The 24,811-nt window shown below is 63.1% G+C and carries 19 protein-coding genes and 1 pseudogene; 18 read left to right on the top strand and 2 right to left on the bottom strand.

Annotated elements, in window-relative coordinates; translation table 11 throughout:
- The first annotated feature begins 23 nt into the window (after positions 1-23).
- From F3H58_RS10795 to F3H58_RS10715, 17 genes are all read left to right on the top strand, one after another.
- The gene (locus F3H58_RS10795; RefSeq protein WP_149742190.1) at positions 24-662 is read left to right on the top strand and encodes a TIGR02217 family protein; all 639 of its coding nucleotides are present in this window, start codon (positions 24-26) and stop codon (positions 660-662) included.
- Positions 659-1,543 carry a phage/gene transfer agent baseplate hub protein gene (locus F3H58_RS10790; RefSeq protein ID WP_149742189.1) on the top strand — a complete coding sequence of 295 codons (885 nt, stop codon included), beginning with the start codon at positions 659-661 and terminating at the stop codon, positions 1,541-1,543. Before F3H58_RS10795 ends, F3H58_RS10790 begins: the two co-directional genes overlap by 4 nt.
- On the top strand, positions 1,540-1,974 hold the full coding sequence (locus tag F3H58_RS10785) for a C40 family peptidase (RefSeq protein ID WP_142778920.1): 435 nt from the start codon (positions 1,540-1,542) through the stop codon (positions 1,972-1,974). Before F3H58_RS10790 ends, F3H58_RS10785 begins: the two co-directional genes overlap by 4 nt.
- A 15-nt stretch (positions 1,975-1,989) precedes the next feature.
- A complete protein-coding gene (locus F3H58_RS10780) occupies positions 1,990-5,790 on the top strand; it encodes a baseplate multidomain protein megatron (RefSeq protein ID WP_149742188.1) in 3,801 nt (1,266 codons plus the stop codon).
- A gap of 34 nt (positions 5,791-5,824) precedes the next feature.
- Entirely contained in the window at positions 5,825-6,031 is a 207-nt protein-coding gene (locus F3H58_RS10775; RefSeq protein WP_035262738.1) for a hypothetical protein, read from the top strand.
- Positions 6,032-6,168: 137 nt separating this feature from the next.
- Positions 6,169-6,423, top strand: coding sequence for a hypothetical protein (locus F3H58_RS10770; protein ID WP_003497070.1), 255 nt, complete (start codon positions 6,169-6,171; stop codon positions 6,421-6,423).
- A gap of 94 nt (positions 6,424-6,517) precedes the next feature.
- On the top strand, positions 6,518-7,189 hold the full coding sequence (locus F3H58_RS10765) for a response regulator transcription factor (protein WP_003509815.1): 672 nt from the start codon (positions 6,518-6,520) through the stop codon (positions 7,187-7,189).
- Entirely contained in the window at positions 7,179-8,579 is a 1,401-nt protein-coding gene (locus tag F3H58_RS10760; protein WP_003521230.1) for an ATP-binding protein, read from the top strand. Before F3H58_RS10765 ends, F3H58_RS10760 begins: the two co-directional genes overlap by 11 nt.
- Before the next feature lie 105 nt (positions 8,580-8,684).
- Complete coding sequence (locus tag F3H58_RS10755) at positions 8,685-9,113, top strand: RT0821/Lpp0805 family surface protein (RefSeq protein ID WP_031233367.1); 429 nt, start codon at positions 8,685-8,687, stop codon at positions 9,111-9,113.
- A 161-nt stretch (positions 9,114-9,274) separates the two neighbouring features.
- Complete coding sequence (ccmI, locus tag F3H58_RS10750; RefSeq protein WP_188128869.1) at positions 9,275-10,438, top strand: c-type cytochrome biogenesis protein CcmI; 1,164 nt, start codon at positions 9,275-9,277, stop codon at positions 10,436-10,438.
- Positions 10,435-10,947: a cytochrome c maturation protein CcmE gene (ccmE, locus tag F3H58_RS10745; RefSeq protein WP_149742186.1), complete on the top strand. Its 513-nt coding sequence runs from the start codon at positions 10,435-10,437 to the stop codon at positions 10,945-10,947. The genes ccmI and ccmE overlap by 4 nt, the downstream gene beginning before the upstream one ends.
- Positions 10,944-12,935, top strand: a complete 1,992-nt coding sequence (locus tag F3H58_RS10740; protein WP_149742185.1) for a heme lyase CcmF/NrfE family subunit — start codon at positions 10,944-10,946, stop codon at positions 12,933-12,935. The genes ccmE and F3H58_RS10740 overlap by 4 nt, the downstream gene beginning before the upstream one ends.
- Before the next feature lie 125 nt (positions 12,936-13,060).
- Complete coding sequence (locus tag F3H58_RS10735; RefSeq protein ID WP_188128868.1) at positions 13,061-13,528, top strand: cytochrome c-type biogenesis protein; 468 nt, start codon at positions 13,061-13,063, stop codon at positions 13,526-13,528.
- Positions 13,529-13,683: 155 nt separating this feature from the next.
- The gene (locus F3H58_RS10730; RefSeq protein WP_149742183.1) at positions 13,684-15,237 is read left to right on the top strand and encodes a Do family serine endopeptidase; all 1,554 of its coding nucleotides are present in this window, start codon (positions 13,684-13,686) and stop codon (positions 15,235-15,237) included.
- A gap of 393 nt (positions 15,238-15,630) precedes the next feature.
- On the top strand, positions 15,631-16,308 hold the full coding sequence (locus F3H58_RS10725) for a response regulator transcription factor (protein ID WP_193559586.1): 678 nt from the start codon (positions 15,631-15,633) through the stop codon (positions 16,306-16,308).
- 9 nt (positions 16,309-16,317) lie between these two features.
- A complete protein-coding gene (locus tag F3H58_RS10720) occupies positions 16,318-17,727 on the top strand; it encodes a sensor histidine kinase (protein WP_003521241.1) in 1,410 nt (469 codons plus the stop codon).
- A gap of 173 nt (positions 17,728-17,900) precedes the next feature.
- Complete coding sequence (locus F3H58_RS10715) at positions 17,901-18,326, top strand: thiol-disulfide oxidoreductase DCC family protein (protein ID WP_149742181.1); 426 nt, start codon at positions 17,901-17,903, stop codon at positions 18,324-18,326.
- A 130-nt stretch (positions 18,327-18,456) separates the two neighbouring features.
- Here F3H58_RS10715 and F3H58_RS27510 read toward each other — a convergent pair.
- Positions 18,457-18,687, bottom strand: a pseudogene (locus tag F3H58_RS27510) (MipA/OmpV family protein); the annotation flags it as partial.
- Positions 18,688-19,066: 379 nt separating this feature from the next.
- Here F3H58_RS27510 and F3H58_RS10705 point away from each other — a divergent pair.
- Positions 19,067-22,036 (top strand): bifunctional [glutamine synthetase] adenylyltransferase/[glutamine synthetase]-adenylyl-L-tyrosine phosphorylase, encoded by a 2,970-nt coding sequence (locus tag F3H58_RS10705; RefSeq protein WP_149742180.1) that lies wholly within the window; start codon positions 19,067-19,069, stop codon positions 22,034-22,036.
- Positions 22,037-22,256: 220 nt separating this feature from the next.
- Here F3H58_RS10705 and F3H58_RS10700 read toward each other — a convergent pair whose 3' ends face one another.
- Positions 22,257-24,593 carry a PAS domain-containing sensor histidine kinase gene (locus F3H58_RS10700; RefSeq protein WP_149742179.1) on the bottom strand — a complete coding sequence of 779 codons (2,337 nt, stop codon included), beginning with the start codon at positions 24,591-24,593 and terminating at the stop codon, positions 22,257-22,259.
- Positions 24,594-24,811: the final 218 nt, after the last annotated feature.

Raw genomic sequence — 24,811 nt, 5'->3', positions numbered from 1 at the left:
GAAAAGAATCCAGGAACAACGACATGGCGGCATTTCATGAAGTGCGGTTTCCGCTGCGGCTCGCGCTCGGGGTGAGCGGCGGGCCGGTGCGGCGGACGGACATCGTCAACCTGTCCAATGGCCGCGAAAGCCGCAACCAGCGCTGGAGGAACGCCAGACGTAGCTATGACGCCGGATCAGGTATCCGCTCCGTCGCCGATCTTTATGAGGTGCTCGCCTTTTTCGAGGCGCGGCGCGGCGAGCTTTACGGCTTTCGTTTTTGCGACCCGGTGGATTTCAAATCATGCCCGCCGGGAGAGACGCCCGCCGCGACCGATCAGAAGATAGGCACCGGCGACGGCGTGACAGCGGGTTTTCAGTTGCGGAAGACCTATGCCGATGCCGGCGGCTCCTTCGTGCGGCGGATCGAGAAACCGGTCGAAGGCTCGGTCATGGTTTCGGTCGAGGGGGTAAAGGTCGAAGCGGCTGATGTGGCGGTCGATCATGTAACCGGAATGATTGTGTTCCGTGTGGGGCGGGTGCCGCCCGCCGGCGCCGCGATCCGCGCCGGTTTCGAATTCGACGTGCCGGTCCGCTTCGGGATCGACCGTATCGACGTGAACCTGACCGCTTTCGAGGCGGGCCGCATTCCCTCCATTCCGCTGATGGAAATACTGCCATGAAAACCATTCCTGCCGCCCTTGCCGGGCATCTCCGGCAAGATGCGACGACCACATGCCATTGCTGGAAGGTGACGCTGAAGGACGGTGCGGTGATCGGTTTTACCGATCATGACGAGGCGATATCACTCGGTGGTCTGTCCTACCTCGCCGCCAGCGGTTTCGCTGCGAGCGATAACGACGGCGAAACGGGGCTGGGTGCCGGCGCCGGGGAGGTGGCGGGCGGTTTTTCGAGCGAGGCGATTGCGGAGGACGATCTGGCTGCCGGGCGTTTCGATGGGGCGAGGGTGGAGCTTTTCCTCGTCAACTGGCAGGCGCCTGACCAGCATGTGCTGCTGAACAGGCGAGAGATTGGCGAGGTGACGCGGGCCGGCGGGGCGTTTCGCGCCGAGCTGCGCAGTCTTGCCCATTGCCTCGGCCAGCCGCAGGGCAGGGTCTATGGGCGGCGCTGCGACGCCGCCCTTGGCGACAGGCGTTGCGGTGTCGATCTGGCCCGCTTTACCGGGCATGGCAGCGTGGCGGCGGTGGATGCCTCGGGCGGCGTGCTCGTCTCCGGGCTCGATGCCTTTGCCGATGGTTTTTTCAGCCGGGGGAAGCTGCGTCTTCTGACCGGCCCGCTCGCCGGCAAGGGGTTTGATCTCGACGGGCAGGAGCGGCGTGACGGCGGGGTGCTTCTGTCCTTCTGGCTGCCGCCGGAACAGCCGCCTTTGCCGGGAGATGCGTTTTCCGTCACCGCCGGCTGCGACAAGAGTTTTTCCACCTGCCGCACGAAATTCGCCAATCATCTGAATTTTCGGGGCTTTCCGCATCTGCCGGGGGCGGATTTCGCCTATTCCTATGCGGCGGGCGGCGAGAGCCATGACGGCGGGGCGCTGTTTTCATGAGCGATCCCGGCGAAAGAGTGCTGGCGCTCGCCGAAGGCTGGATCGGCACGCCCTATCGGCATCAGGCCTCGTTGAAGGGTGTCGGCTGCGATTGCCTCGGCCTCATTCGCGGCATCTGGCGCGACCTTTACGGCCACGAACCGGAATTGCCGCCGCCCTATGCGCCCGATTGGGCCGAACGCGGCGGCGAGGACCGGCTGATGGCGGCGGCAAAACGCCATTTTCCGGCGGTGGCGGGCCTGGAAGAGGCAAGGCCGGGAGACCTGCTGCTGTTCCGCTGGCGGGCCGATGCGGCGGCCAAGCATCTCGGCATTCTGGCCGGTCCGCAGCATTTCATCCACGCCTATGAACAGGCGGCGGTGGTGCGTTCGGCGCTGGTGCCGGGCTGGCGGCGGCGCATTGCCGGCGTCTTCCGTTTTCCCGATCCCTGATTTTTCGAGGCAAGCATGGCGACAATCGTTTTTCAGGCGGCGGGCGCGGCACTCGGCGGCATTTTCGGTCCTTTGGGCGCGGTAATCGGCCGGGCGGCCGGGGCGCTGGCGGGCAATGCCATCGACCGCACGCTGCTTTCGAACGGGCGGACGGTAACGGGCGCGCGGCTCTCGACCGCGCGCATTCCCGGCGCGGATGAGGGAGCGGCGATCAACCGTCTTTACGGCGCAGCACGGATCGGCGGCACGCTGATCTGGGCGACGCGTTTCGAAGAGAGCGTGGAGGTGCAGCGGCGCGGCGGCAAGGGCAATCGCGGCCCGAAAGTGGAGACCTTTCGGTATTTCGCCAGCTTTGCCATCGGCCTGTGCGAGGGCGAGGCGGCAAGGGTGCGGCGCGTCTGGGCCGATGGGCGGGAACTGGACCTGAATGCCGTGGAGATGCGCTTTTATCCCGGCAGCGAGACGCAATTGCCCGACCCGCTGATCGAGGCGAAGCAGGGGGCGGGCAATGCGCCGGCCTTTCGCGGACTGGCCTATGTGGTGTTCGAACGCCTGCCGCTCGACGGCTTCGGCAACCGCATTCCGCTCATGCAGTTCGAAGTGGTGCGGCCGGTCGGCCGGCTGGAAAAATCCATCCGCGCCATCACCGTCATTCCGGGCGCCACCGAGCACGGTTACGCCACCGCGCAGGTTTCCGAAAGGACGGGGATCGGCCAAAGCCGCATCATGAACCGCAACGGCCTGACCGCTTCGACCGACTGGGGTGCTGCGATCGACGAGTTGCTGGATCTGTGCCCCAATCTTGAAAGCGTGGCGCTGGTGGCGAGCTGGTTCGGCACGGATATGCGGGCGGGGGAATGCCGCATTCTGCCGGGCGTGGAAGTGGCCGGCCGGGATGGGGAAACCATGCCATGGTCCGTCGCCGGCCTGTCGCGCGATGAGGCGCATCCTGTCAGCCATCATGGCGGCGGCCCGGCCTATGGCGGCACGCCGAACGACGAAAGCGTGTTGCAGGCGATAGCCGATCTCAGGGCGCGCGGCCTTCGGGTGTGCCTTTACCCCTTCGTAATGATGGATGTTCCCATCGGCAATGGTCTGCCGGACCCCTATGGCAAAAGCGAGCAGGACGCCTATGCCTGGCGCGGGCGCATCACCTGCTTTCCCGCCCCCGGCAGGGCCGGCTCTGCGGATCGCAGCGCGGGCGCAAGGGCGCAGGTTTCCGCCTTCTGCAACCGTGACGAAGGCTATCGCCGTATGGTGCTGCATTATGCGGCGCTGGCGGCCCGGGCTGGCGGGGTGGATGCTTTCCTGATCGGCTCGGAGCTGCGCGGGCTGACGGCGCTGAGAGACGAGAATGATGCCTTTCCCTTTGTCGAGGAACTGGTGCGGCTGGTTGGCGATGTGCGGGCGATATTGGGGCCGGCGGTGAAGCTGACCTATGCGGCGGACTGGAGCGAATATTTCGGTCACCAGCCGGCGGACGGTTCGGGCGACGTGTTCTTCCATCTCGATCCGCTCTGGGCGAGCCCGAATATCGACGCCGTCGGTATCGACAATTACATGCCGCTGTCCGACTGGCGCGATGAGGATGCCGCAAAGGGCAATCCGGATGGCATGACCGGCCCGGACGATGTGAGCGCCTTCCGCCGCGCCATTACCGCAGGGGAAGGCTTTGACTGGTTTTATGCCAGCGATGCGGACCGCGCCGCGCGGCGGCGCACGACGATTACCGACGGGCTGAAGGGCAAGCCGTGGGTGTTCCGTTACAAGGACCTGCGCAACTGGTGGGGAAATCTCCACTACGACCGGGTGCGGGGTCTGGAGAAAACAACGCCGACGGCATGGGCGCCGCGCTCGAAGCCCATCTGGTTCACCGAACTCGGCTGCCCGGCGGTGGACAAGAGCGCGACGCGCCCCAATGTCTTTCCCGATCCGAAATCGGCGGAAAACGCTTTTCCCTATTTTTCCCGCCGCAACCGCGCCGACAGCCAGCAGCGACGGTTTCTGGAGGCGCATCTCGAACATTGGGGAAAGGGCGATGCGGCGATGGTCGATTCAAGCCGGGTCTATCTGTGGACCTGGGATGCACGGCCCTTTCCGGCCTTTCCGCAGAATAGCGCGGCCTGGAGCGATGGGGCGAACTGGCGCACCGGCCACTGGCTGAACGGGAGGCTGGGCACGGCAACGCTCGCCGATGCCATCGCCGCCATCCTCACCGATCACGGCTTTTCAGACTTCGATGTTTCCGCCGTCAGCGGCGATCTGGGAGGTTATGTGCAGGGCGACGTAACCTCGGCCCGCAACCTCTTGGAGCCGCTGATGGCGGCGTTTCAGGTGGACGTGACGGAAGATGGCGGAACCCTGCGCTTCCGCTCCCGCAATACGGCGGTCTTACCGGTGCGGGATATTGCCGTGCTGGCCGATCTGGAGGACGAGCCGCTCTGGTCGGAAAATCGCGGCCATGACAGCGATTTCGCCGCTGAAGCCGTGCTGACGTCTTTCAACCCGGCGCTGGACTACGAGCAGGCAAGTGTACGGTCCCGCCGCATCGACAATGCCGGCAGCCGGGTGATGCGGCTTGATCTTAACGCTGCCCTGCCTGCGGAAACGGCGGAAGCCGCCGTCGAGGCGTTGTTGCGCGACAACCGGCAGGCGCGGCGCAGCCTGCGCTTTGCTCTGCCGCCTTGCGATATCTCGCTTGAACCGGGTGATTGTATCCGCCTGCCGGAAGGGGCTTTTCCGCAGGTGCCGGCAGGGCGGTTTCTGGTCAGCCGGATCGAGGACGGCGCGGTGCGGCAGGTGGAGGCGCGGGCCTTTTCCGCTGCCTTTCCGGGCTTTGCCGGCGGCGCGGAGGAACGGCGCAGCAGCGGGACAAGCGGGGCCGAAGGTTTCGCTCCGGAAGTGCTGTTTCTCGATCTGCCCTACCATGATGGCACCGCGCCGGAGGATTCGGCGCGGATTGCGGCGCTTGCAAAGCCCTGGCGGCCAATCATCATTTCCGCGTCGCCGGGCAGGGAAGGTTACCGGCAGCGCGTGCTGCTGGACCGGCCGGCGATGATCGGCGCGCTGGCAATGCCGCTGACATCAGGCCCTTTCGGCCGCTTCGACCGAAAAAACACCCTTGTCGTCGATCTGCCCTTCGGCGAGGTATCGTCGGCCGGGGAGCTTTCGGTGCTGAACGGCGAGAACCGTCTCGCCGTCAGGGCGGCGAACGGCGTGTGGGAGATCGTCGCTTTCGCAAAAACCGAGGAAATCGCACCCGCGCGCTGGCGGCTCTCCTCTCTCCTGCGGGGACTGGCCGGCACGGAAGACGCGCTCGCCGCAGGCGCGCCGAAAGGTGCGCCGGTGGTGGTGCTGGATGCGGCGGTGCAGCCGCTCGGTCTTGCCGCGAGCGAGCGCGGGCGACGCCTGAACTGGATTGCGGAAGCCGCCGGAATGGCGGGCGCGCCGAGCGGTCCTTTTGCCTTCGAGGGCGGCCTGCGGGCGCTGACACCGCTCGCGCCGGTGCATCTTGCCGCCGAGCGCCGCGGCGACGGCGTTTTCATCAGGTGGAAACGACGGGGCCGGGTGGAGGCCGATGGCTGGGATGCGAGCGACATTCCGCTGGACGAGCCCTTCGAGCTTTATCGCATCGAGGTGCTGGACGGCGAGACCGTGCGGCGCATGGCGGAGGTTTCGCAACCCTTCTGGTTTTACCCCGCAGCGGACGAACTCACAGATTTCCCGGCATTGCGGGATCACATTTCCGTGCGTGTCCGAATGCTCGGCCGCGCGGTGCCCTCGGGCGTGATGGCTGAGGCCACCCTCCCGATCTGACATGTGCCTGAAAAACAACGCAAAGGATGAGACTATGGACAGTACCAAAGCATGGTATCAATCGCGCACGATCTGGGGCGCCCTGGTTGCGGTTTTCGCACCGCTTTTCAGCATCGCCGGCCTTGATCTGCCCGCCGGTCTGCAAGGAGAACTTGCGGACGGGCTGGTGACGGTTGCGGGCGGAATCGGTGGCCTGGTCGCACTTTACGGCCGTCTTTCGGCGACCAGCGCCATTCGCTGACAGCGCCCGCCACGACGCCGTTCCCGCCTGGCGCCCACGCGGCGGGGGCGGCATTCATTTGCCATTCAGACGCTTTGCGCTACATATTCGGTCACAATACGGTTCGAGACGCACCCGGTTTTTTGGAAGTTTGTAGAATGGCATCACCTCTCATCATCGCGACGCTTGCAGCCGGGCTTTCCGGTTTCACGGCGCCCGAGGCTGATCTGCAGGGCCATTACATTCTGGCGGCGAGCGATTGCGGCGCAGCCGTCGCTCGCGTCGTGCGCGAAACCGGCGGTCAGCTGCTTTCGGTCTATCCTTCCGGTGATGGTCAGTCCTGTGTCGTCACCGTTCTCGTCCAGGGCAATGGCGAACGCCCGCGCAAGGTGACGATGCGCGTGCCGATGTAGCTTGCCCGCATCGCCGAAATATCGGAAAACAATCCGACACATTTAGCATGACCGGCGGCGCGCCTGCGGGCCGGGATACAGGAAAGGGCGGACAATGCGTATTCTCGTTGTTGAGGACGATGCCAATCTCAATCGTCAGCTGACCGATGCGCTGAAAGAAGCCGGTTATGTTGTCGATCAGGCATTCGACGGCGAGGAAGGCCATTATCTCGGCGATACCGAGCCCTATGACGCCATCGTCCTCGATATCGGCCTGCCGCAGCTCGATGGCATCACCGTCGTTGAGAAATGGCGTGCGGCCGGCAAGGCCATGCCGGTGCTCATCCTCACCGCCCGCGACCGCTGGAGCGACAAGGTCGCCGGCATCGACGCCGGCGCCGATGACTATGTGACGAAGCCTTTCCATGTGGAAGAAGTGCTTGCCCGCGTGCGCGCGCTCATCCGCCGCGCCGCCGGCCATGCTTCTTCCGAACTGGTGTGCGGCCCGGTCCGGCTCGACACCAAATCTTCCAAGGCCACCGTCAACGGCACGACGCTGAAGCTCACCTCGCACGAGTTCCGGCTGCTATCGTATCTGATGCACCACATGGGTGAGGTCGTCTCGCGCACGGAGCTGGTCGAACACATGTACGATCAGGATTTCGACCGCGATTCCAATACCATCGAGGTGTTTGTCGGCCGTCTGCGCAAGAAGCTCGGGGTTGATCTGATCGAGACGATCCGCGGTCTCGGTTACCGGATGCAAGCGCCGGCAGATGCGAAGTAATTCCCTCACCGCCCGCGTTCTGCTGCTCGCCTCGCTCTGGTCGGTGCTGGCGCTGGTGGTGATCGCCGTCGTGATCTCGACGCTTTACCGGCAGGGGGTGGAGCGCAGCTTCACCGATCTTCTGAGGGCGCAGCTTTATAACGTCATCAATTCCGTGACGATTTCCAATGAGAACACGCTGGCCGGCAGCCCGCAGCTCGGCGATCTGCGCTTTTCGCAGCCCGATACCGGCTGGTACTGGGTTGTCGAGCCGCTCGGCAATTTCCAGACCGCGCCGCTGGTGTCGTCGTCGCTCGGCGTCTCCACCCTGCCGGTGCCGAGCATTCTCGATGCGCCCTTCGACAACCGCTATGAGCGCTTTTATGCCGTCACCGACGAGGCCGGCAATCAGGTGCGCGTGGCGGAAACGGAAGTGGTGCTGGATGGCGAGGGGCGCGCCGCGCGTTTCCGTGTCTCCGGCAATCTGAACGTCGTGGAAGACGATGTGCGCGATTTCTCCAACAGCCTTTATCTGGCGCTCGCCGTTTTCGGTGTCGGCAGTCTCGTCGTCAACGGCCTTGCCATTCTCTACAGTCTGCGACCGCTTGATCAGGCTCGCGTGGCGCTCGGCAAGATCAGGGGCGGGGAGGCGGAAAGCCTCGAAGGTGAATTCCCGCGTGAAATCCAGCCGCTTGCCAATGAGGTCAATGCGCTGATCGACAGCAATCGCCGCCTCGTGGAGCGCGCCCGTATGCAGGTCGGCAATCTCGCGCATTCGCTGAAGACGCCGATCGCCGTTCTTCTGAACGAGGCCCGCACGCTGGAGCCGCAGCATGGCGATCTGGTGCGGGCGCAGGCGGACGCCATGCAGGCGCAGGTGCAATCCTATCTCTCCCGCGCCCGCATCGCCGCCCAGCGCGGCTCGATCCTCGCCCGCGTGGAAGCGGAGCCGGCGCTGGAACGGCTGGTGCGCGTGATGCGCCGCCTGAACCCCGACAAGCAGTTCGTGCTGAATTTCGAGCAACCCGGTGCGGTGCTCGGCATGGAGCAGCAGGATCTGGAAGAGGTCGTCGGCAATCTTCTGGAAAATGCCGCGCGTTTTGCGCAGACGCGCGTGGTCATCACGCTTGCGACCGGCACGCACCCATCCTCCGATGCGGAAATCGCCCGTCGCTCCTGGGTGGAGCTGACGGTGGAGGACGACGGGCCGGGGCTTGAGCCGGAACAGATCAGCGAAGCGATGAAGCGCGGGCGGCGGCTGGACGAAAGCCGGCCGGGCACGGGCCTCGGATTGTCGATCGTTTCCGAGGTGGTGTCAGAGTACCATGGCCGCTTTTCACTGTCGCGCAGCGCCATAGGTGGGCTGAAAGCCGATCTGATTTTGCCGGGCCTTTCGAAAGAGCTTGCGTGAGGCAAGAAAAAAGGCAAGAAATTCAATGGCACTATATTAGGTGCGATGCGGTAAAAAAGAGGACAGGGTTTGGTTGACGTGTATGATGGCTGCCGCTCCGTGACAATGCGTTCGCTGGTATCACGCCCGGCACTTCTCTCGATCCTGTGCGTATCGATGCTGAGCGCCTGCACCACCACGGGCACCCGCCCGGCAGGTGGCGGTCTGTTCGGCCGCTCTGCGCAGCCTTCGACGCCGTTCCTTGCCAATCTGGAAGGCGGCATTGTCGGGAGAAGCGGCGTGCAGCTCGACAGGGGTGACCAGACCAAGGCGCTGGAGGCCGAATATAAGGCGCTGGAAACAGCCCCCGTCGGCACGCCTGTGTCGTGGACCGGCGATGACGCCAAGGGGCAGGTGGTCGCCAATGCGCCCTATCAGGTCGGTAATCAGAATTGCCGGCAATATTCCCACACCCTGACCGTCGACGGACGCGAAACCAGGGCGCGCGGCGCAGCCTGCCGCAATGCCGATGGAAGCTGGTCGCCGCTGACTTGAAATAGTTTGACGTAAATCAAGGTCATGGGCCTTTTGCGATGACAAGAAGAGGCATGGCGGTGCAGCCGGGAGATGGCCTGCGGTGCGGCGTGATGTCTCAAATTCACGTCATCCCCGCGCTTCATGTTTCCATGTGCCGCGCATTCGAGTAATTGAGCCTTATGTTCTGGATTGTCGTTGCGATATTGACGGCGGCTGTCGCCATCGTCCTGATGTACCCGCTGATGCGGAAGACCGAGGCGCCGCAGACGCGCCGCGACGGTGAGGTCGCCGTTTATCGCGATCAGCTGGCCGAACTGGATCGCGAACGTGCCGCCGGTCTGATCGGCGACACCGAGGCGGATTATGCCCGCGCCGAAATCGGCCGCCGGCTTCTCACCGCCGCCGAAGCGGAAGAGCAATCCGGCAAAGAAACCCGGCCGCGCCGGCACAATCTCGCCGCCAGCCTCATCACCGTTCTGCTGCCCGCGCTCGGTCTCTGTCTTTACATCTGGAACGGCAGTCCGGAGGTGCCGGACATGCCGCTCGAGGCGCGTCTTGAAAAGCCCGGCAACGACATGAACCTGCTGGTCGCTAGGGCGGAACGGCATCTGGCGCAGAACCCGGAGGACGGCGCCGGCTGGGATATCCTCGCGCCGATCTATTTCAAGACATTGCGGCTTGGCGATGCCGAGCTTGCCTATCGCAATGCGCTTCGTATTCTGGGACCGAGCCCGGAACGGCTGACGGGCCTTGGCGAAACGCTGGTGGCCGGCAATGACGGCATCGTCATCGAAGCTGCACGTGCTGCTTTTGCTGAGGCCGAAGAGCTGAAGCCCGGCAATCCGCGCGCCCGCTTTTATCTGGCGCTGTCGCTGGAACAGGCCGGCAAGGCCGAGGAAGCACGCGCCGCCTTCACCGCACTGGCGGCGGATGCGCCCGCCGGTGCGCCGTGGCTGCCGCTGGTTCAAGAGCATATCGCCCGCACCGGCGGCGCGGCGACCCCCGCCGCACCCGGCCCGACGGCGCAGGACATGGCGGCGGCAAAAGACATGACGGCGACGGACCGGCAGGCGATGATCGAGGGCATGGTGTCGAGCCTCGACGCCAAGCTCAAGGAAAACCCGGCCGATTTTGAAGGCTGGATGCGGCTTGTCCGTGCCTATTCCGTGCTGAAGAACGAAGCCAAGGCCGGAGAGGCTCTGCGGGCGGGGCTGAAGGCTTTCCCGCCGGAGGGCGAGCAGGGCCGCCAACTGCTGGCGCTGGCTAAGGAGCTGGGCGTTTCCGCCGGACCGATCCGCATGAACGGGCAGCAGGATGCCGCGCCGCAGGGAGTGACGCAATGACCCGCAAACAGAAACGCCTGGCGATCATCGGCGGCGGCGTGAGCTTCATCGTTGCAGCCGTGCTGCTGGTCATGTTCGCCTTCGGCCAGTCCATTGCCTATTTCTACATGCCCGCCGATCTGGAAAAGACGCCGGTCAACCCCGGCACCCGCATCCGTCTCGGCGGTCTGGTGGCGGAAGGCTCGATCAAGCGCGGCGAAGGCCGCACGGTCAGCTTCACGGTGACCGATGGCGAGGCGACCGTGCCGGTCAGCTATACCGGCATCCTGCCCGATCTTTTCCGCGAAGGGCAGGGCGTGGTGACCGAAGGCATGTTCGATGCCGCCACCCATGGTTTCGTGGCCGACAGCGTGCTGGCCAAACATGACGAGAACTATATGCCGAAGGAAGTGGCCGACCGGCTGAAGGATAAGGGCCTGTGGCAGCACACGGGGGAAGGCGAAGAACCAGCCGCCGCAACGCCAGCGACCAGCGCAGCTTCTTCCAACAAGACCGGAGCGACCAGATGATCAACGAGATCGGCCATTATGTTCTGGTTCTGGCGCTCGGTGTGGGGCTGATCGTCTCGACGCTGCCTGTCATCGGCGCGCGCCGCAACGACCGGGCGCTGATGGATGTCGCCTCGCTCGGCTCGGTCCTGATGTTCCTGCTGGTCGCCTTCTCCTTCGCTGCGCTGACGCGGGCTTATGCCGTCTCGGATTTTTCCGTGCGCAATGTCTGGGAAAACTCCCATTCGCTAATGCCGATGATCTACAAGCTGACCGGCGTTTGGGGCAACCACGAAGGCTCCATGCTGTTGTGGCTGCTCATTCTGGTGTTTTTCAGCGCGCTCGTCGCCGCCTTCGGCCGCAACCTGCCGGAAACCCTCAAAGCCAATGTTCTTGCGGTGCAGGCATGGATTTCGGTCGCCTTCCTGCTGTTCATCCTGCTCACCTCCAATCCGTTCCTGCGGCTGGAGCCGGTGCCGGCCGAGGGGCAGGACCTCAATCCCATTCTTCAAGATTTCGGCCTCGCCATCCATCCGCCGCTGCTTTACCTCGGTTATGTCGGCTTTTCCGTCTGCTTCTCCTTTGCCGTCGCAGCACTTCTGGAGGGCCGTATCGATGCCGCCTGGGCGCGCTGGGTGCGGCCATGGACACTCGCCGCTTGGACCTTCCTGACCGCCGGCATCTCCATGGGCTCCTACTGGGCCTATTATGAGCTCGGCTGGGGCGGCTGGTGGTTCTGGGATCCGGTGGAAAACGCTTCCTTCATGCCGTGGCTTGCCGGCACCGCGCTGCTGCATTCGGCGCTCGTCATGGAAAAGCGCGAGGCGCTGAAGATCTGGACCGTGCTTCTGGCGATCATGACCTTTTCGCTCTCGCTGCTCGGCACCTTCCTCGTCCGCTCCGGCGTGCTCACCTCGGTCCACGCTTTCGCTACCGATCCGAGCCGCGGCATCTTCATTCTCGGCATCCTGACCGTCTTCATCGGCGGCGCCTTCGCGCTCTTTGCATGGCGTGCACCTTCCCTGAAGGCCGGCGGCCTGTTTGCGCCCATCTCGCGCGAAGGGTCGCTCGTCCTCAACAACCTCATCCTGACGGTCTCGACCGCGACCGTGCTGATCGGCACGCTTTACCCGCTCATTCTGGAAACGCTGACGGGCGAAAAAATCTCGGTCGGCGCGCCTTTCTTCAACCTCACCTTCGGTCTGCTGATGATCCCGATCCTGATCGTCACGCCTTTTGGACCGATGCTCGCCTGGAAACGCGGCGATCTTCTCGGAGCCTTCCAGCGGCTTTATGTGGCGGCAGCGCTTGCGGCGCTTGGCGGGCTGACGCTCTGGTATATCGAAAATGGCGGTCCGGTGCTGGCCGCACTCGGCATCGCCGCCGGTTTCTGGCTGATCTTCGGCGCTTTCGCCGATCTCTGGTATCGCGCCAATTTCGGCAAGCTCGCCTTCGGTATTGCGTTTCGCCGCCTGAAGGGCCTGCCGCGTTCGGCCTTCGGCACGGCGCTGGCGCATATGGGGCTCGGCATCACCGTGCTCGGCATCGTCATCGTCACCACTTTCGAGACCGAGACGGTCCTGGAAATGAAAGAGGGCATGGCGGCGGAAGCGGGCGGTTACAGCCTGACCTTCGATGGCGTCCGCCACGCCGTCGGCCCGAATTTCACCGAGGATCGCGGCCATTTCACCGTGCGCAAGGCGGGGGTGGAGGTGGCCGATGTCTGGTCGTCCAAGCGGCTCTATACCGCGCGGCGCATGCCGACGACGGAAGCCGGCATCCTGACCTTCGGCCTCAGCCAGCTTTATGTCTCGCTGGGTGACCCCATGGCCGATGGCGGCATGGTGGTGCGCATCTGGTGGAAACCCTTCATCCTGTCCATCTGGGGCGGCACGCTGTTCATGATGGCGGGCGGTTTCATCTCGCTCTCGGACAGGCGTTTGCGGGTCGGAGCGCCGAATCGCAAGGCGAAGCCGGTGCGGGCTGCAATGCCGGAGGCGGCGGAATGAGTGTGGTCTTGCTCCCCTCATTCCTGTGCTTGTTACAGGAATCCAGCCGACGCGCGTCTGCGCGGCGAAGGGCTCCTCTCAGCCCAAAGACTTGGGCTGGCTGGATTCCTGTGACAAGCACAGGAATGAGGGAGAGAGTGGCAAGGCTCGCTCTTCTTCTCACCCTCATCTTCGCAGCAGCCTCTCCGGCCTTCGCCTTCAACCCGGACGAAGTCCTCAAAGACCCCGTGCTGGAGCAGCGCGCCCGTAACCTCACGTCTCAGCTCCGCTGCATGGTCTGCCAGAACCAGTCCATCGATGACAGCAATGCGGAGCTCGCGCGTGACCTGCGGGTTCTGGTGCGCGAACGGCTGGTCGAGGGCGACAGCGACAAGGCCGTCATCGATTATGTCGTGTCGCGTTACGGCGAGTTCGTGCTCCTGAAACCGCGCCTCAGCCTGCGCACCGTGCTTTTGTGGGGCGCGCCCATCGGTCTCACCCTTGCGGGAATTTTCGCCGTCTTCGTGTTTTCGCGCCGTCGAACAAGCCAGGAACAGCCGCAGAAACTGAGCGCGGACGAAGAGATGAGAATTCGCAATCTCATTGAAAAATAACCGTTTTTCATTTTTCCCCACGGTTCTTTTTCAACATTACGGATTTTTCATTCGTCAGACACTTCGCCGTAAGGTGTCGCCTCCTATATCTTCATCATCCACCGCTTCTCCCCGGTCAAACGGGCTCCAGTCTGAATGAAGAAAGAAGGTACACCATGTCTCATTCGCAAAACGGCCATTTCTCGCTGAAGACGGCTTTGAAGGCCACGACCGTTGGCGGCCTTGCGGCGCTGATGCTTTCCACCGGCATCGCCGCACCGATCCTCCATTCGTTTGCCGCCCCCGTCGAGGTGACTGCGCCGCAGGTTCCGAGTTTCGCCAATGTGGTCGATGCGGTGTCGCCCGCCGTCGTCTCTGTTCGAGTGCAGTCGAACGTACAGCCCGCTTCCGATGATAGCAGCAATTTCTCCTTCAATTTCGGCGGCCGTGGCCTCGACCAGCTGCCGGACGACCATCCGCTGAAGCGTTTCTTCAAGGAATTCGGCGGCCCCAACCAGGATCGCTCCGACCGTGGCCCGAACCGCCACCGTGACGGCAAGGGTCCGCTGCGCCCCGTCGCTCAGGGCTCCGGCTTCTTCATTTCCGAAGACGGTTACATCGTCACCAACAACCACGTCGTCGATGACGGCTCCGCCTATACGATCGTGATGAATGACGGCACCGAACTCGATGCCAAGCTCGTCGGCCGCGATCCGCGCACCGATCTGGCACTGCTGAAGGTCGATGTGAACCGCAAGTTCACCTATGTCCAGTTTGCCGATGACAGCAAGATCCGCGTTGGTGACTGGGTCGTCGCCGTCGGCAACCCCTTCGGCCTCGGCGGTACGGTGACATCCGGCATTATCTCGGCCCGTGGCCGCGATATCGGCTCCGGCCCCTATGACGACTACCTGCAGATCGACGCCGCCGTGAACCGCGGTAACTCTGGCGGTCCCGCCTTCAACCTCAACGGCGAAGTCGTCGGCATCAACACCGCCATCTTCTCGCCCTCCGGCGGCAATGTCGGCATCGCCTTCGCCATTCCGGCATCGGTCGCCAAGGACGTGATCGCCGACCTGCAGAAGGACGGCAAGGTTGAGCGCGGCTGGCTCGGCGTGCAGATTCAGCCCGTCAGCAAGGATATCGCCGAATCGCTCGGCCTTTCCGAAGCCAGCGGCGCGCTCGTCGTTTCGCCGCAGGCCGGCTCGCCGGGCGACAAGGCCGGTATCAAGCAGGGCGACATCATCACCGCCGTCAATGGCGAGCCCGTCAAGGATGCCCGCGACCTGTCGCGCCGCATCGGCGGCATGGCGCCCAACACCAAGGTTGAAATCTCGCTGTGGCGCGGCGGCAAGTCGCAGCCTGTCACGGTGACGCTCGGCGATCTTGCCAGCGACGATGCTTCCAAGGCGACACCGAGCCAGAACGACGACAAGGGTAGCCAGTCCTCCAGCGAGAAGGTGCTCTCCAGCCTCGGCCTGACGGTTTCGCCCGCCGATGACGGCAACGGCCTTGCCATCACCGATGTCGATCCCGACAGCGATGCTGCCGCCCGTGGCCTGAAGACGGGTGAGAAGATCACCTCGGTCAACAACCAGCAGGTCGCTTCCGCCGCCGATATTGAGAAGATCCTCGAACAGGCCAAGAAGGACGGACGCTCCAAGGCGCTGTTCCAGATCCAGACGGACGATGGCAGCCGCTTCATCGCGCTGGATATCGACCAGGGTTGACAGGCTGAAAGGCGATGCCGGTTCTTTCGGGAGCCGGCGTCGCTACGGAACATGTCTCGCTATAGGAACGAGACAAGGAATGTGGAGCGAGTGCGCACCGCTTGTTTCTTCTCCCCGCCGGGGAGAAGTCCGCGGCAGCGGGATGAGGGGGCGAGGGTAGAGATATTCGGCAACGTTACCCCCTCATCCGACCCTTCGGGCCACCTTCTCCCCGGCGGGGAGAAGAAACCCAGCCGCACCCGCCCAATCCATAGACGATTGCCCATCTTGACGTGTGATGGTGCCAAAGGCCAGGTCTTCGGAGGAAACCTCATGGAAAACAAGGTTCAGGAAATGTCTGTCGCATCTGTTTCCGGTTGTGTGGAAAAGGGCGAGGGCGCTATTGTCCCGCACATGAAGATTCTTGTCATTGAAGACGACCTCGAGGCTGCGGCCTATATGACCAAGGCGTTCCGCGAAGCCGGGATCGTCGCCGACCATGCGAGCGATGGTGAGAGCGGCCTGTTCATGGGCTGCGAGAACGCTTACGACGTGATGGTGATCGACCGCATGTTGCCGCGCCGCGACGGGCTTTCCGTCATCAGCGAGCTGCGCCGCCGCGGCATCGAGACGCCGGTTCTGATCCTTTCCGCGCTGGGGCAGGTGGATGACCGCGTCACCGGCCTGCGCGCCGGCGGTGATGATTATCTGCCGAAACCCTATGCCTTTTCCGAATTGCTCGCCCGCATCGAGGTGCTGGGCCGCCGCAAGGGCAAGCCCGAGCAGGACATGATCTACCGGGTCGGCGATCTCGAACTCGACCGGCTCTCCCACGATGTCCGCCGCAACGGCAAGGAAATCCTGCTGCAGCCGCGCGAATTCCGCCTGCTCGAATATCTGATGAAGAATGCCGGTCAGGTGGTCACCCGCACCATGCTTCTCGAAAACGTCTGGGACTATCATTTCGACCCGCAAACCAATGTCATCGACGTGCATGTGTCCCGCCTGCGCTCGAAGATCGAGAAGGACTTCGAGAAGCCGCTGCTGAAGACCATTCGCGGCGCGGGCTACATGATGAAGGACGAGGGCTGATTGGCGAAAATGGCCCGCCTCAGAATAGTGTTCCGGTCGACAGCGGTGCGCCTTTCGGCGCTCTATATTTTGCTGTTTGCGCTCTGCGCCGCCTTCCTGGTCTTCTATGTCACCGCCCTTTCCGAACGGCTGCTGAACCAGCAGACGCGTGACGCCGTGCTTCAGGAAGTCTCGGATGTGCAGCGCATCTATAATCGCGGCGGCATCAACCCGCTGCTGCGGATGATGGAACGCCGCGCCCGCCAGCCGGGGGCGAGCCTTTACGTCATCGCCGGGCCGAATGGCGAAATCCTTGCCGGCAACGTCGCTTCGGTGCAGCCGGGCGTTTTCGACAAGGAAGGCTGGACCGGTTTTCCTTTCCGTTACGAGCGTTACTCCGAAAGCGGCGACAGCGTGCAGCATCTGGCCACCGCCAATGTCTTCATGCTGGACAATGGCCTGCGCATCCTGATCGGCCGCGACCTTGGCGAACCCACCAAGTTCCGGGCGCTGGTGCGCAACGCGCTGATGGTGGCGCTCGCCATCATGGGCGGCGGCGCGCTGCTCATCTGGTTCGGCATCGGCCGCAACGCCCTGAAACGCATCGACCGCATGTCAGCGGCGACCAAGAAGATCATGGCCGGCGACCTTTCGCAGCGCCTGCCGCAGGGTCGCTCCGGCGATGAATTCGACCGCCTGTCCGGCTCGCTCAACGCCATGCTCGGCCGCATCGAAAAGCTGAATGAAGGCCTGCGGCAGGTCTCCGACAATATCGCCCATGATCTGAAGACGCCGCTGACGCGGCTGCGCAACAAGGCGGCCGCAGCGCTTGACGACAATGACGAGACAAAACGGCGCGCAGCGCTTGAAGGCATCATCGCCGAATCCGACCAGCTTATCCGCACCTTCAACGCGCTGTTAATGATATCCCGCGTCGAGGCCGGCTCAATTGCAGCAGAAATGACCGATGTGGACGTCTCAGCGATTGCCGCCGACAGCGCCGAACTCTACGAGCCGGTGGCCGAGGATGCCGGGCTTGTGCTGGAGGCCGAAATAGAGGCTGACCTTTCGGTAAAGGGCAACCGCGAGCTGATCGGCCAGGCACTCTCCAACCTCATCGACAACGCCATGAAATATGCCTGCGAGGGCGAAGGCGATAAAAAACTCGTTGTGCGTCTGGCAAGGGAACCGGAGGCCATCGTGCTCTCCGTCGCCGATAACGGCCCCGGCATTCCCGCCGACAAACGCGGCGAGGTGCTGAAACGCTTCGTCAGGCTGGATGAAAGCCGCTCGAAACCCGGAACCGGGCTCGGCCTGTCGCTGGTGGAGGCCGTGATGGAGCTGCATGGCGGATCGCTGATGCTGTCGGACACGGATGCCACGAATACCGCCTGTCCGGGGCTGACCGTTTCGATGGTTTTCCCGGTCTCTAAGGCTTAGGCATCCTGGCTTGTGATGCCGTTCACCGGGATTTGTGCGCAAAGTCTTCGCCATCCGGAAAATGACTGTTTTTCAAGATTGTATTGCAAGATGATCTGAAGAATAGTCCGATTGATTGACTGCAATGGCTCTGTTCGGAAATCGCGCGCGATGGACGAAAGGATGTGTGACGGGTGGCAGCTACGGTTCCCTTAACCGACGATGGGCACGGCCCGATCATTTTGTTCGATGCGGAATGTGTGCTGTGCTCCGTGAATGCGCAATTCGTACTGCGGCATGACAGGGCCGGACATTTCCGTCTGGCATCCATGCAGGGCGATATCGGCGCGGAAATCTACCGACGTTGCGGCATGGACCCGAAAGATCCGGTCAGCATGCTGGTCGTGGAGGGCGGCAGGGTGCGGCAGGACAGCGATGCCGTGTTGAGCATATATGAAGCGCTGGGCCTACCCTGGCGGCTGGTCACCGTACTACGCATCGTTCCCGCATTCCTGCGCGATCCCGTTTATCGCTTTGTCGCCCGCAATCGCTACCGCTGGTTCGGAAAACGCGAAGAATGCTGGGTAGCGCCGCCAGAGTACCGGAAGAGGATACTCTAAACATCGCGGCCCCGGTGAAACGCCCTGCGGCGCTTCACCGGGTGAGGAGGCGTGAGGGCAGGGACGCCTTTCCTCATTGGGGACGTGCCGGAGCGCGCATCCGTGGCCGCGCGGTTCTCCTTCTCGCGGTTCAGAACGTGTAAGCGACGCCCACCATCGCAAACGGCTGAATATCCTTCTTCGACAGGGGGCTGTCCTTGGCATCGCCCAGCAGGAAGCCGACGCCGCCCGTGCCGGTGATAGACCAGTTCCCGGTCATAAGGTAAATGACGGAGGCGCTGGCGTCGACGCGTTTGAAGCCCGATTTCGCGTCGAAGCGGCGCAGGCCCGAGCGGGCGGACTGGGCCGAGGTGACGCCGAGACGGCCTGCGCCATGGGCAGTGCCGTCAGGCAAAGGGCCATCGCGCGCAGGTTCTTTTGCAATTTCACCGTTAAAGTCTGTTTCATGATCATATCCGTTGCAACACCGAGCGTTGGAAAACCGGGGAGTCGGGTTTCGTTGAGGCTGACGCTACGCGGGCACAATTGCGGAGACATTACGGGGTGCGGCGCTTTGGAAAACATCGCCATCGGCGGTTTTATGATCGCAAAGCGGCCTGCATTTGTTACAACGCCACATGCATGCGCCGGGAGGAACCCGAGAGGTGCGGCGGCAGGGACGTTTCGGGTGCGGCGCATCCGGTCCTGAAAGCCGCATGTCGGGGAGCGGCGAGAGGATAGTCGGAAGAGGGAGAGACACAGTGACGAAACGGGAAACCGCTGAAAGGCGGCTGAGCGAGGTTCTGCCGGGCGTGATCCGCCCCTATACGCAGACGGAACTGAAATCCGTTCTTTCGACGCTGAAGGATATCGGCAAAAGCGAGCCGGCGATGGCCGCGCTGCTTGCCGGGGAAAGTCCGCTGAAGGATTTTATCGCTGCGGCCTTCACGCTGTCCCCCTATCTGCGTGACATGGCGTCGGCGGATGAGGGGCTTTTGTCGCTGGCGATGTCGAAACCACTCGAGCCGCTGCTGGCGGGTCTCGTCCATGAGGCGCGCGATTGCTGGAAGCCGGGCGAAGAAGGCGGGGTGCCGAGCGAAAATGAGGTGATGTCGCGGCTGAGGGTAGCCAAGCGGCGGCTCTCTTTCATCGCAGCACTTGCCGATCTGGCGCGCATCTTTACCGCGCGCGATACGACACGCTGGCTGAGCGACATGGCGGATGCATCGCTTTCCGCCGCCATCGATCACCTGCTGCTCGCCGCCCATGAGAGCGGCAAGCTGAAGCTGAAGAATGTCGCAGCCCCCAGCGACGGGTCGGGCCTCATCGTTCTCGGCATGGGCAAGCTCGGCGCCCGCGAACTGAACTATTCTTCCGATATCGACGCCGTGGTGTTCTTCGAACCCTCAGCCGGCATCATGGACGATCCCTATGATGCGACGGAGAATTTCGGCCGGATGATGCGCCGTCTGGTCCGCATCATGCAGGAGCGCACGGCCGATGGTTACGTCTTCCGCACCGATCTTAGGCTGCGGCCCGATCCCGGCTCGACACCGCTCGCCATCCCCGTGGAAGCGGCGCTGCTTTATTATGAGGGCAGGGGCCAGAACTGGGAACGCGCCGCCTATATCAAGGCGCGGCCGGTGGCCGGCGATATCAGGGCGGGTGAGAACTTCCTGCGCGAGCTGACGCCTTTCATCTTCCGCAAATATCTCGATTATGCGGCGATTGCCGATATCCACTCCATCAAGCGGCAGATCCACGCCCATAAGGGCCATGGCGCCATTGCGGTGAAGGGCCACAATGTCAAACTCGGGCGCGGCGGCATCCGCGAGATCGAATTCTTTGCGCAGACCCAGCAGCTTATCGCCGGCGGCCGCATGCCGGCGCTCAGGGTGCGCGCAACGCAGGACGCGCTTGCTGCGCTAACCGAGGCGAAATGGATCGACGCCGAAACGCGTGACAGCCTGACAGACGCCTATTGGTTCCTGCGTGAGGTGGAGCACCGCATCCAGATGGTGCGCGACGAGCAGACCCATGTGCTGCCCGATAGCGAAGCGGAACTGAAGCGCATCGCCTTCATGCTCGGTTTCGAGGACACCAAGGCCTTTTCGGAAAAGCTGGAACAGGTGCTGCGGCTGGTGGAGCGGCGTTATTCGGCGCTGTTCGAGCAGGAGGTGAAGCTGTCAGGCGAGGCCGGCAATCTGGTCTTCACGGGCCAGAAGGACGATCCCGATACGTTAAAGACGCTCTCCGCCCTCGGCTTCGAGCGGCCGGAGGATATTTCCCGCGTCATCCGCACCTGGCACAATGGCCGTTACCGGGCGACGCAATCGGTGGAGGCGCGCGAACGGCTGACGGAGCTGACGCCTGATTTGCTGCGCGCCTTCGGTGAAAGCAAACGCGCCGATGAGGCGCTGCTGCGTTTCGACAATTTCCTCTCCGGTCTGCCGGCCGGCATCCAGCTCTTTTCGCTGCTCGGAAACAACCCGGCGCTGCTTGACCTGCTGGTGACGATCATGTCGTCCGCACCGCGGCTTGCCGAAATCATCGCCGCCCGTCCGCATGTCTTCGACGGCATGCTGGACCCGGCATTGATGAGCGACGTGCCGACGCGCGATTATCTCGCCCACCGCATGGGAAGCTTTCTCTCCAACGCCCGGCATTATGAGGATATTCTCGACCGGCTGCGCATTTTCGCCGCCGAACAGCGGTTCCTCATCGGCGTTCGGCTGCTGACCGGCGCAATCCGCGGCGAGGTTGCCGCCCGCGCCTTCACCCACCTTGCCGATCTTGTCATCGAGGCGGCGCTGAATGCGGTTCTTTCGGAAATGGAGGCGGCGCATGGGCCTTATCCCGGCGGGCGCGTGGCTGTCATGGGCATGGGCAAGCTCGGCTCCTTCGAGCTGACGGCCGGTTCGGATGTCGATCTCATTCTGCTTTACGATTATGACGATGCCGCCCATGAATCGACCGGCGCAAAGCCGCTGGACGTTGTGCGTTATTTCACCCGCGTCACCCAGCGGCTGATCGCAGCCCTCTCGGCCCCGACGGCGGAGGGCGTGCTTTACGAGGTGGACATGCGGCTTCGTCCCTCCGGCAACAAGGGCCCGGTGGCGACGCGAATTTCCGCCTTTGAGAAATACCAGCGCGAGGAAGCCTGGACCTGGGAGCACATGGCGCTCTCCCGCGCCCGCCTGATCTGCGGCGATGCCTCGCTGATGGAGGATGCGCGCCGCATCATCGCCTCCATCCTGTCGCAAAAGCGCGATGTGGCCAAGGTCTCGGCCGATGTGCTGGAGATGCGTAGCCTGATCGAGCAGGAAAAGCCGCCGGAAAACAACTGGGACTTCAAGCTCATCAATGGCGGGCTGATCGACCTCGAATTCATCGCCCAATATCTGGCGCTGGTGGGGCCGGTGAAGGGGCTTGTCGCGCATGAACCGGGGCGCAATACGGCCGAGGCGCTGCAGGCGCTCGCCGGCCCTGTCATGGAGCCGGAGGCTTTCGATGACTGCATGGCGGCGATGGCGCTCTACACTGAAATCTCGCAGATCGTGCGGCTGTGCATCGATGGCGCCTTCAATCCGAAGGAGGCGCCGGCCGGATTGATCGATCTTGTGTGCCGGGCCGGGGATTGCCCTGATATTCCGACGCTGGAGGGAGAGGTTAAGCGGTTGTCGAAGGCGGTGCGGAAGGCGTTTGTCGCGGTGGTGAAGAATGGCGGGTAGCTCGGCGGGTGCGGCTTCACCCCCCTCTGCCCTGCCGGGCATCTCCCCCTCAAGGGGGGAGATTAGCTAGAGGCTAGCGCTCACCCATTCGCAACGTAAGAGATGGCCGAGAGGCCGCCCCATGTCGATCTCCCCCCTTGAGGGGGAGATGCCCGGCAGGGCAGAGGGGGGTAAACCGCACTCGCCAACGCAAAGGTGCGCAAACCACACCCACCAAGCTTCAATGCACCGTCCCACACACACCCGCCGCATGCGGAATAATGATCGTCACCACTGTCCCACGCCCCTCACACGAGCGGATTTTCATCGTGCCGCCATGCAGCTTGACGAGTGAGCGGGAAATCGCAAGCCCGAGGCCGGAGCCGCCCTGGCTCTTGGCATACTGGCTCTGCACCTGTTCAAAGGGCTGACCGATCTTTTCCAGTGCCTGGGTGGGAATGCCGATGCCGGTATCGGCGATGGTGAGGATCATCGCTGCCTCATGCACATGGGTGCGCAGCGCGATGCGGCCGCCATCGCCGGTGAATTTCACGGCGTTTGAAAGAATGTTGAGCATGATCTGCTTCATGGCGCGGCGGTCGCCCTGCATGGTCAGCCCAGCGCAGACCTTCTGCTGCACGGTGATGTTCTTCTGCTCGGCCTGAATGGCCGTCAGCCGCAGGGTTTCCTCGATCAGCGGTGCGAGATCGATGGTCTCGCGGTTGATGCGCATATGGCCCGCCTCGATCTTCGACATGTCGAGAATGTCGTTGATGACGTTCAAGAGGTGTTTGCCGCTATCATGGATATCACGGGCATATTCGGAATATTTCGGCGAGCCGACCGGCCCGAACATCTCGTTTTGCAGGATTTCGGAAAAGCCGAGAATGGCGTTGAGCGGCGTGCGCAGCTCATGGCTCATATTGGCGAGGAATTCCGACTTCGCCCGGTTGGCGGCCTGGGCACGCTCTTTTTCGGCGAGGTAATTGGCGTTGGCGTCGGAAAGCTCGGTCTTCTGGCGCTCCAGCTTGTGCTGCGAGGCGGAAAGATCGCCGATGGTGGCCATCAGCCGGCGCTCGGAATCGCGCAGCCGCTCCTGATGGCGCTTCAGTAGCGTGATATCGGTGCCGACGGAAACGAGGCCGCCATCACGCGTGCGGCGTTCGTTGATCTGCAGCCAGCGCTCGTCGGCAAGCTGGACTTCCGTGGTGCGTGACAGGCCCGACTGGTCGGCATCTGCAACGCGGCGTTCGACGACGGGGCGGGCGGCTGCGGCATAAACCGTGCTTTTTTCCGTGCCAGCCACCAGCACGCTGTCCGGTAGGCCATAGGCCTTCTGGTAATGGGTGTTGCACATCACCAGACGGTCGTTCTTGTCCCACAGCACGAAGGCTTCCGAGGTGGATTCGATGGCGTCGGCAAGGCGCTGGTCGGCCTCGGCGTAGCGTTGCGCGAGGCGATGCTGTTCGGTGACATCCATGGCGATGCCGATGACGCGTGGACCGTTATTGGTGCGGATGACCTGGGCGCGGGCGCGCAGCCAGACATAGTGACCTTTGGAGTGGCGCATGCGGAAAATCTGGTCGATCTGGCGCAGGTTGCCGCAGCCGACGGCGCGGGCAAGCTCATAGAGATTGCCGTCTTCGGAATGCATCATGCGGGCGGCGTCGGAGAAGGAGAGCGGCGCGGCCTTCGGCGGCAGCCCGAGAATTTCGTAGAGCGAACCCGACCAGAACATGCGCCGGCTGGAAAGATCAAAATCCCACAGGCCGCAACGACCGCGTGACAGGGCCGTTTCTACCCGCAGGTTGGATTCGGCGAAGATGTCGTCGGCGTCGCGGGCGCGCTTCACCTGCATGTAATAGGCATAGAGCACGACCAGCAGGATCGAGGAGATGCCGGCGAACAGCGTCACGTTCATGGCGATTTCACTGCGCCAGAAGGAACGGATCGGCTGCAGCGAGCGGGCCGCGATCACCATCGCGCCATCGTCGCCGAAGGGGATCATCGTCGCATAGTGCTGCTGGCCGTCAATATTGGTCTCGATGGTGCCGGGCGCGCCGGGGAAACGCTGCACGATGGCGATTTCAGGAAGCAAAGCCGGAAGCGACGTGCCGATATAAAGCATCGCTTCCTTGCCGGCGCCCGCGAAGATGCGGCCATTGCTGCCGGAGAGCAGCACCATGGTGCCATCGGCAAGGCTGCCCGACGGTAAAGCGGCAACAAGGTTCGCCTCGGCGCGGGTGCGATCCTGCGCGGTGAAGATCGTATCATTGTTGAGGAGTGCCGCTTTGGCGGTGAGCGCCGTCAGCGCGGTCGAGTGGCGGGCGGCCTCTTCCATGCGGCCATATTCTGCGGCGATGCCCAGCATGCGCGAGGCCGCGACAACGACGAGAAAGGCGAGGATGAGAATGGGGATCAGGCGTTTCAGCAGGGTCTCGACCTGCGGCATCGGGCGGTCGGAGCCATTCATCAAACCCATCAGGTCGCTGGAAAGCCTTTCGCCCCAGGCCGCAAGATCAGAAAATTTGGCATACGGCCGCTCATCGCCCGCAGTCGCCCGCCGCACGTTCGTCATTGTCCCGCCTTCAAGATGTCCCCAGTGATTCGAAGCGCTGCCGCTCGAATATCCCTAATGAATCAAATGCGATTCGCCCTGTCCAGAGGCAAAAGTTAAAAGAATTTTAACCCCTTGAACCGACTCCGTATTTTTTCGGGACGGTTTGATGCCGCTCAGGAAAAAGCGGGTTTTGTCAAAAAAATCAGTGAGCCGGAACCTCAATTCCGGCGGTGCAG

The sequence above is a fragment of the Rhizobium sp. NFACC06-2 genome, from assembly GCF_900101425.1.
Lineage (GTDB): Bacteria > Pseudomonadota > Alphaproteobacteria > Rhizobiales > Rhizobiaceae > Agrobacterium > Agrobacterium leguminum.
Note: the sequence above shows the minus strand (reverse complement) of the source record. Positions and strands in the feature narration are given on the sequence as shown.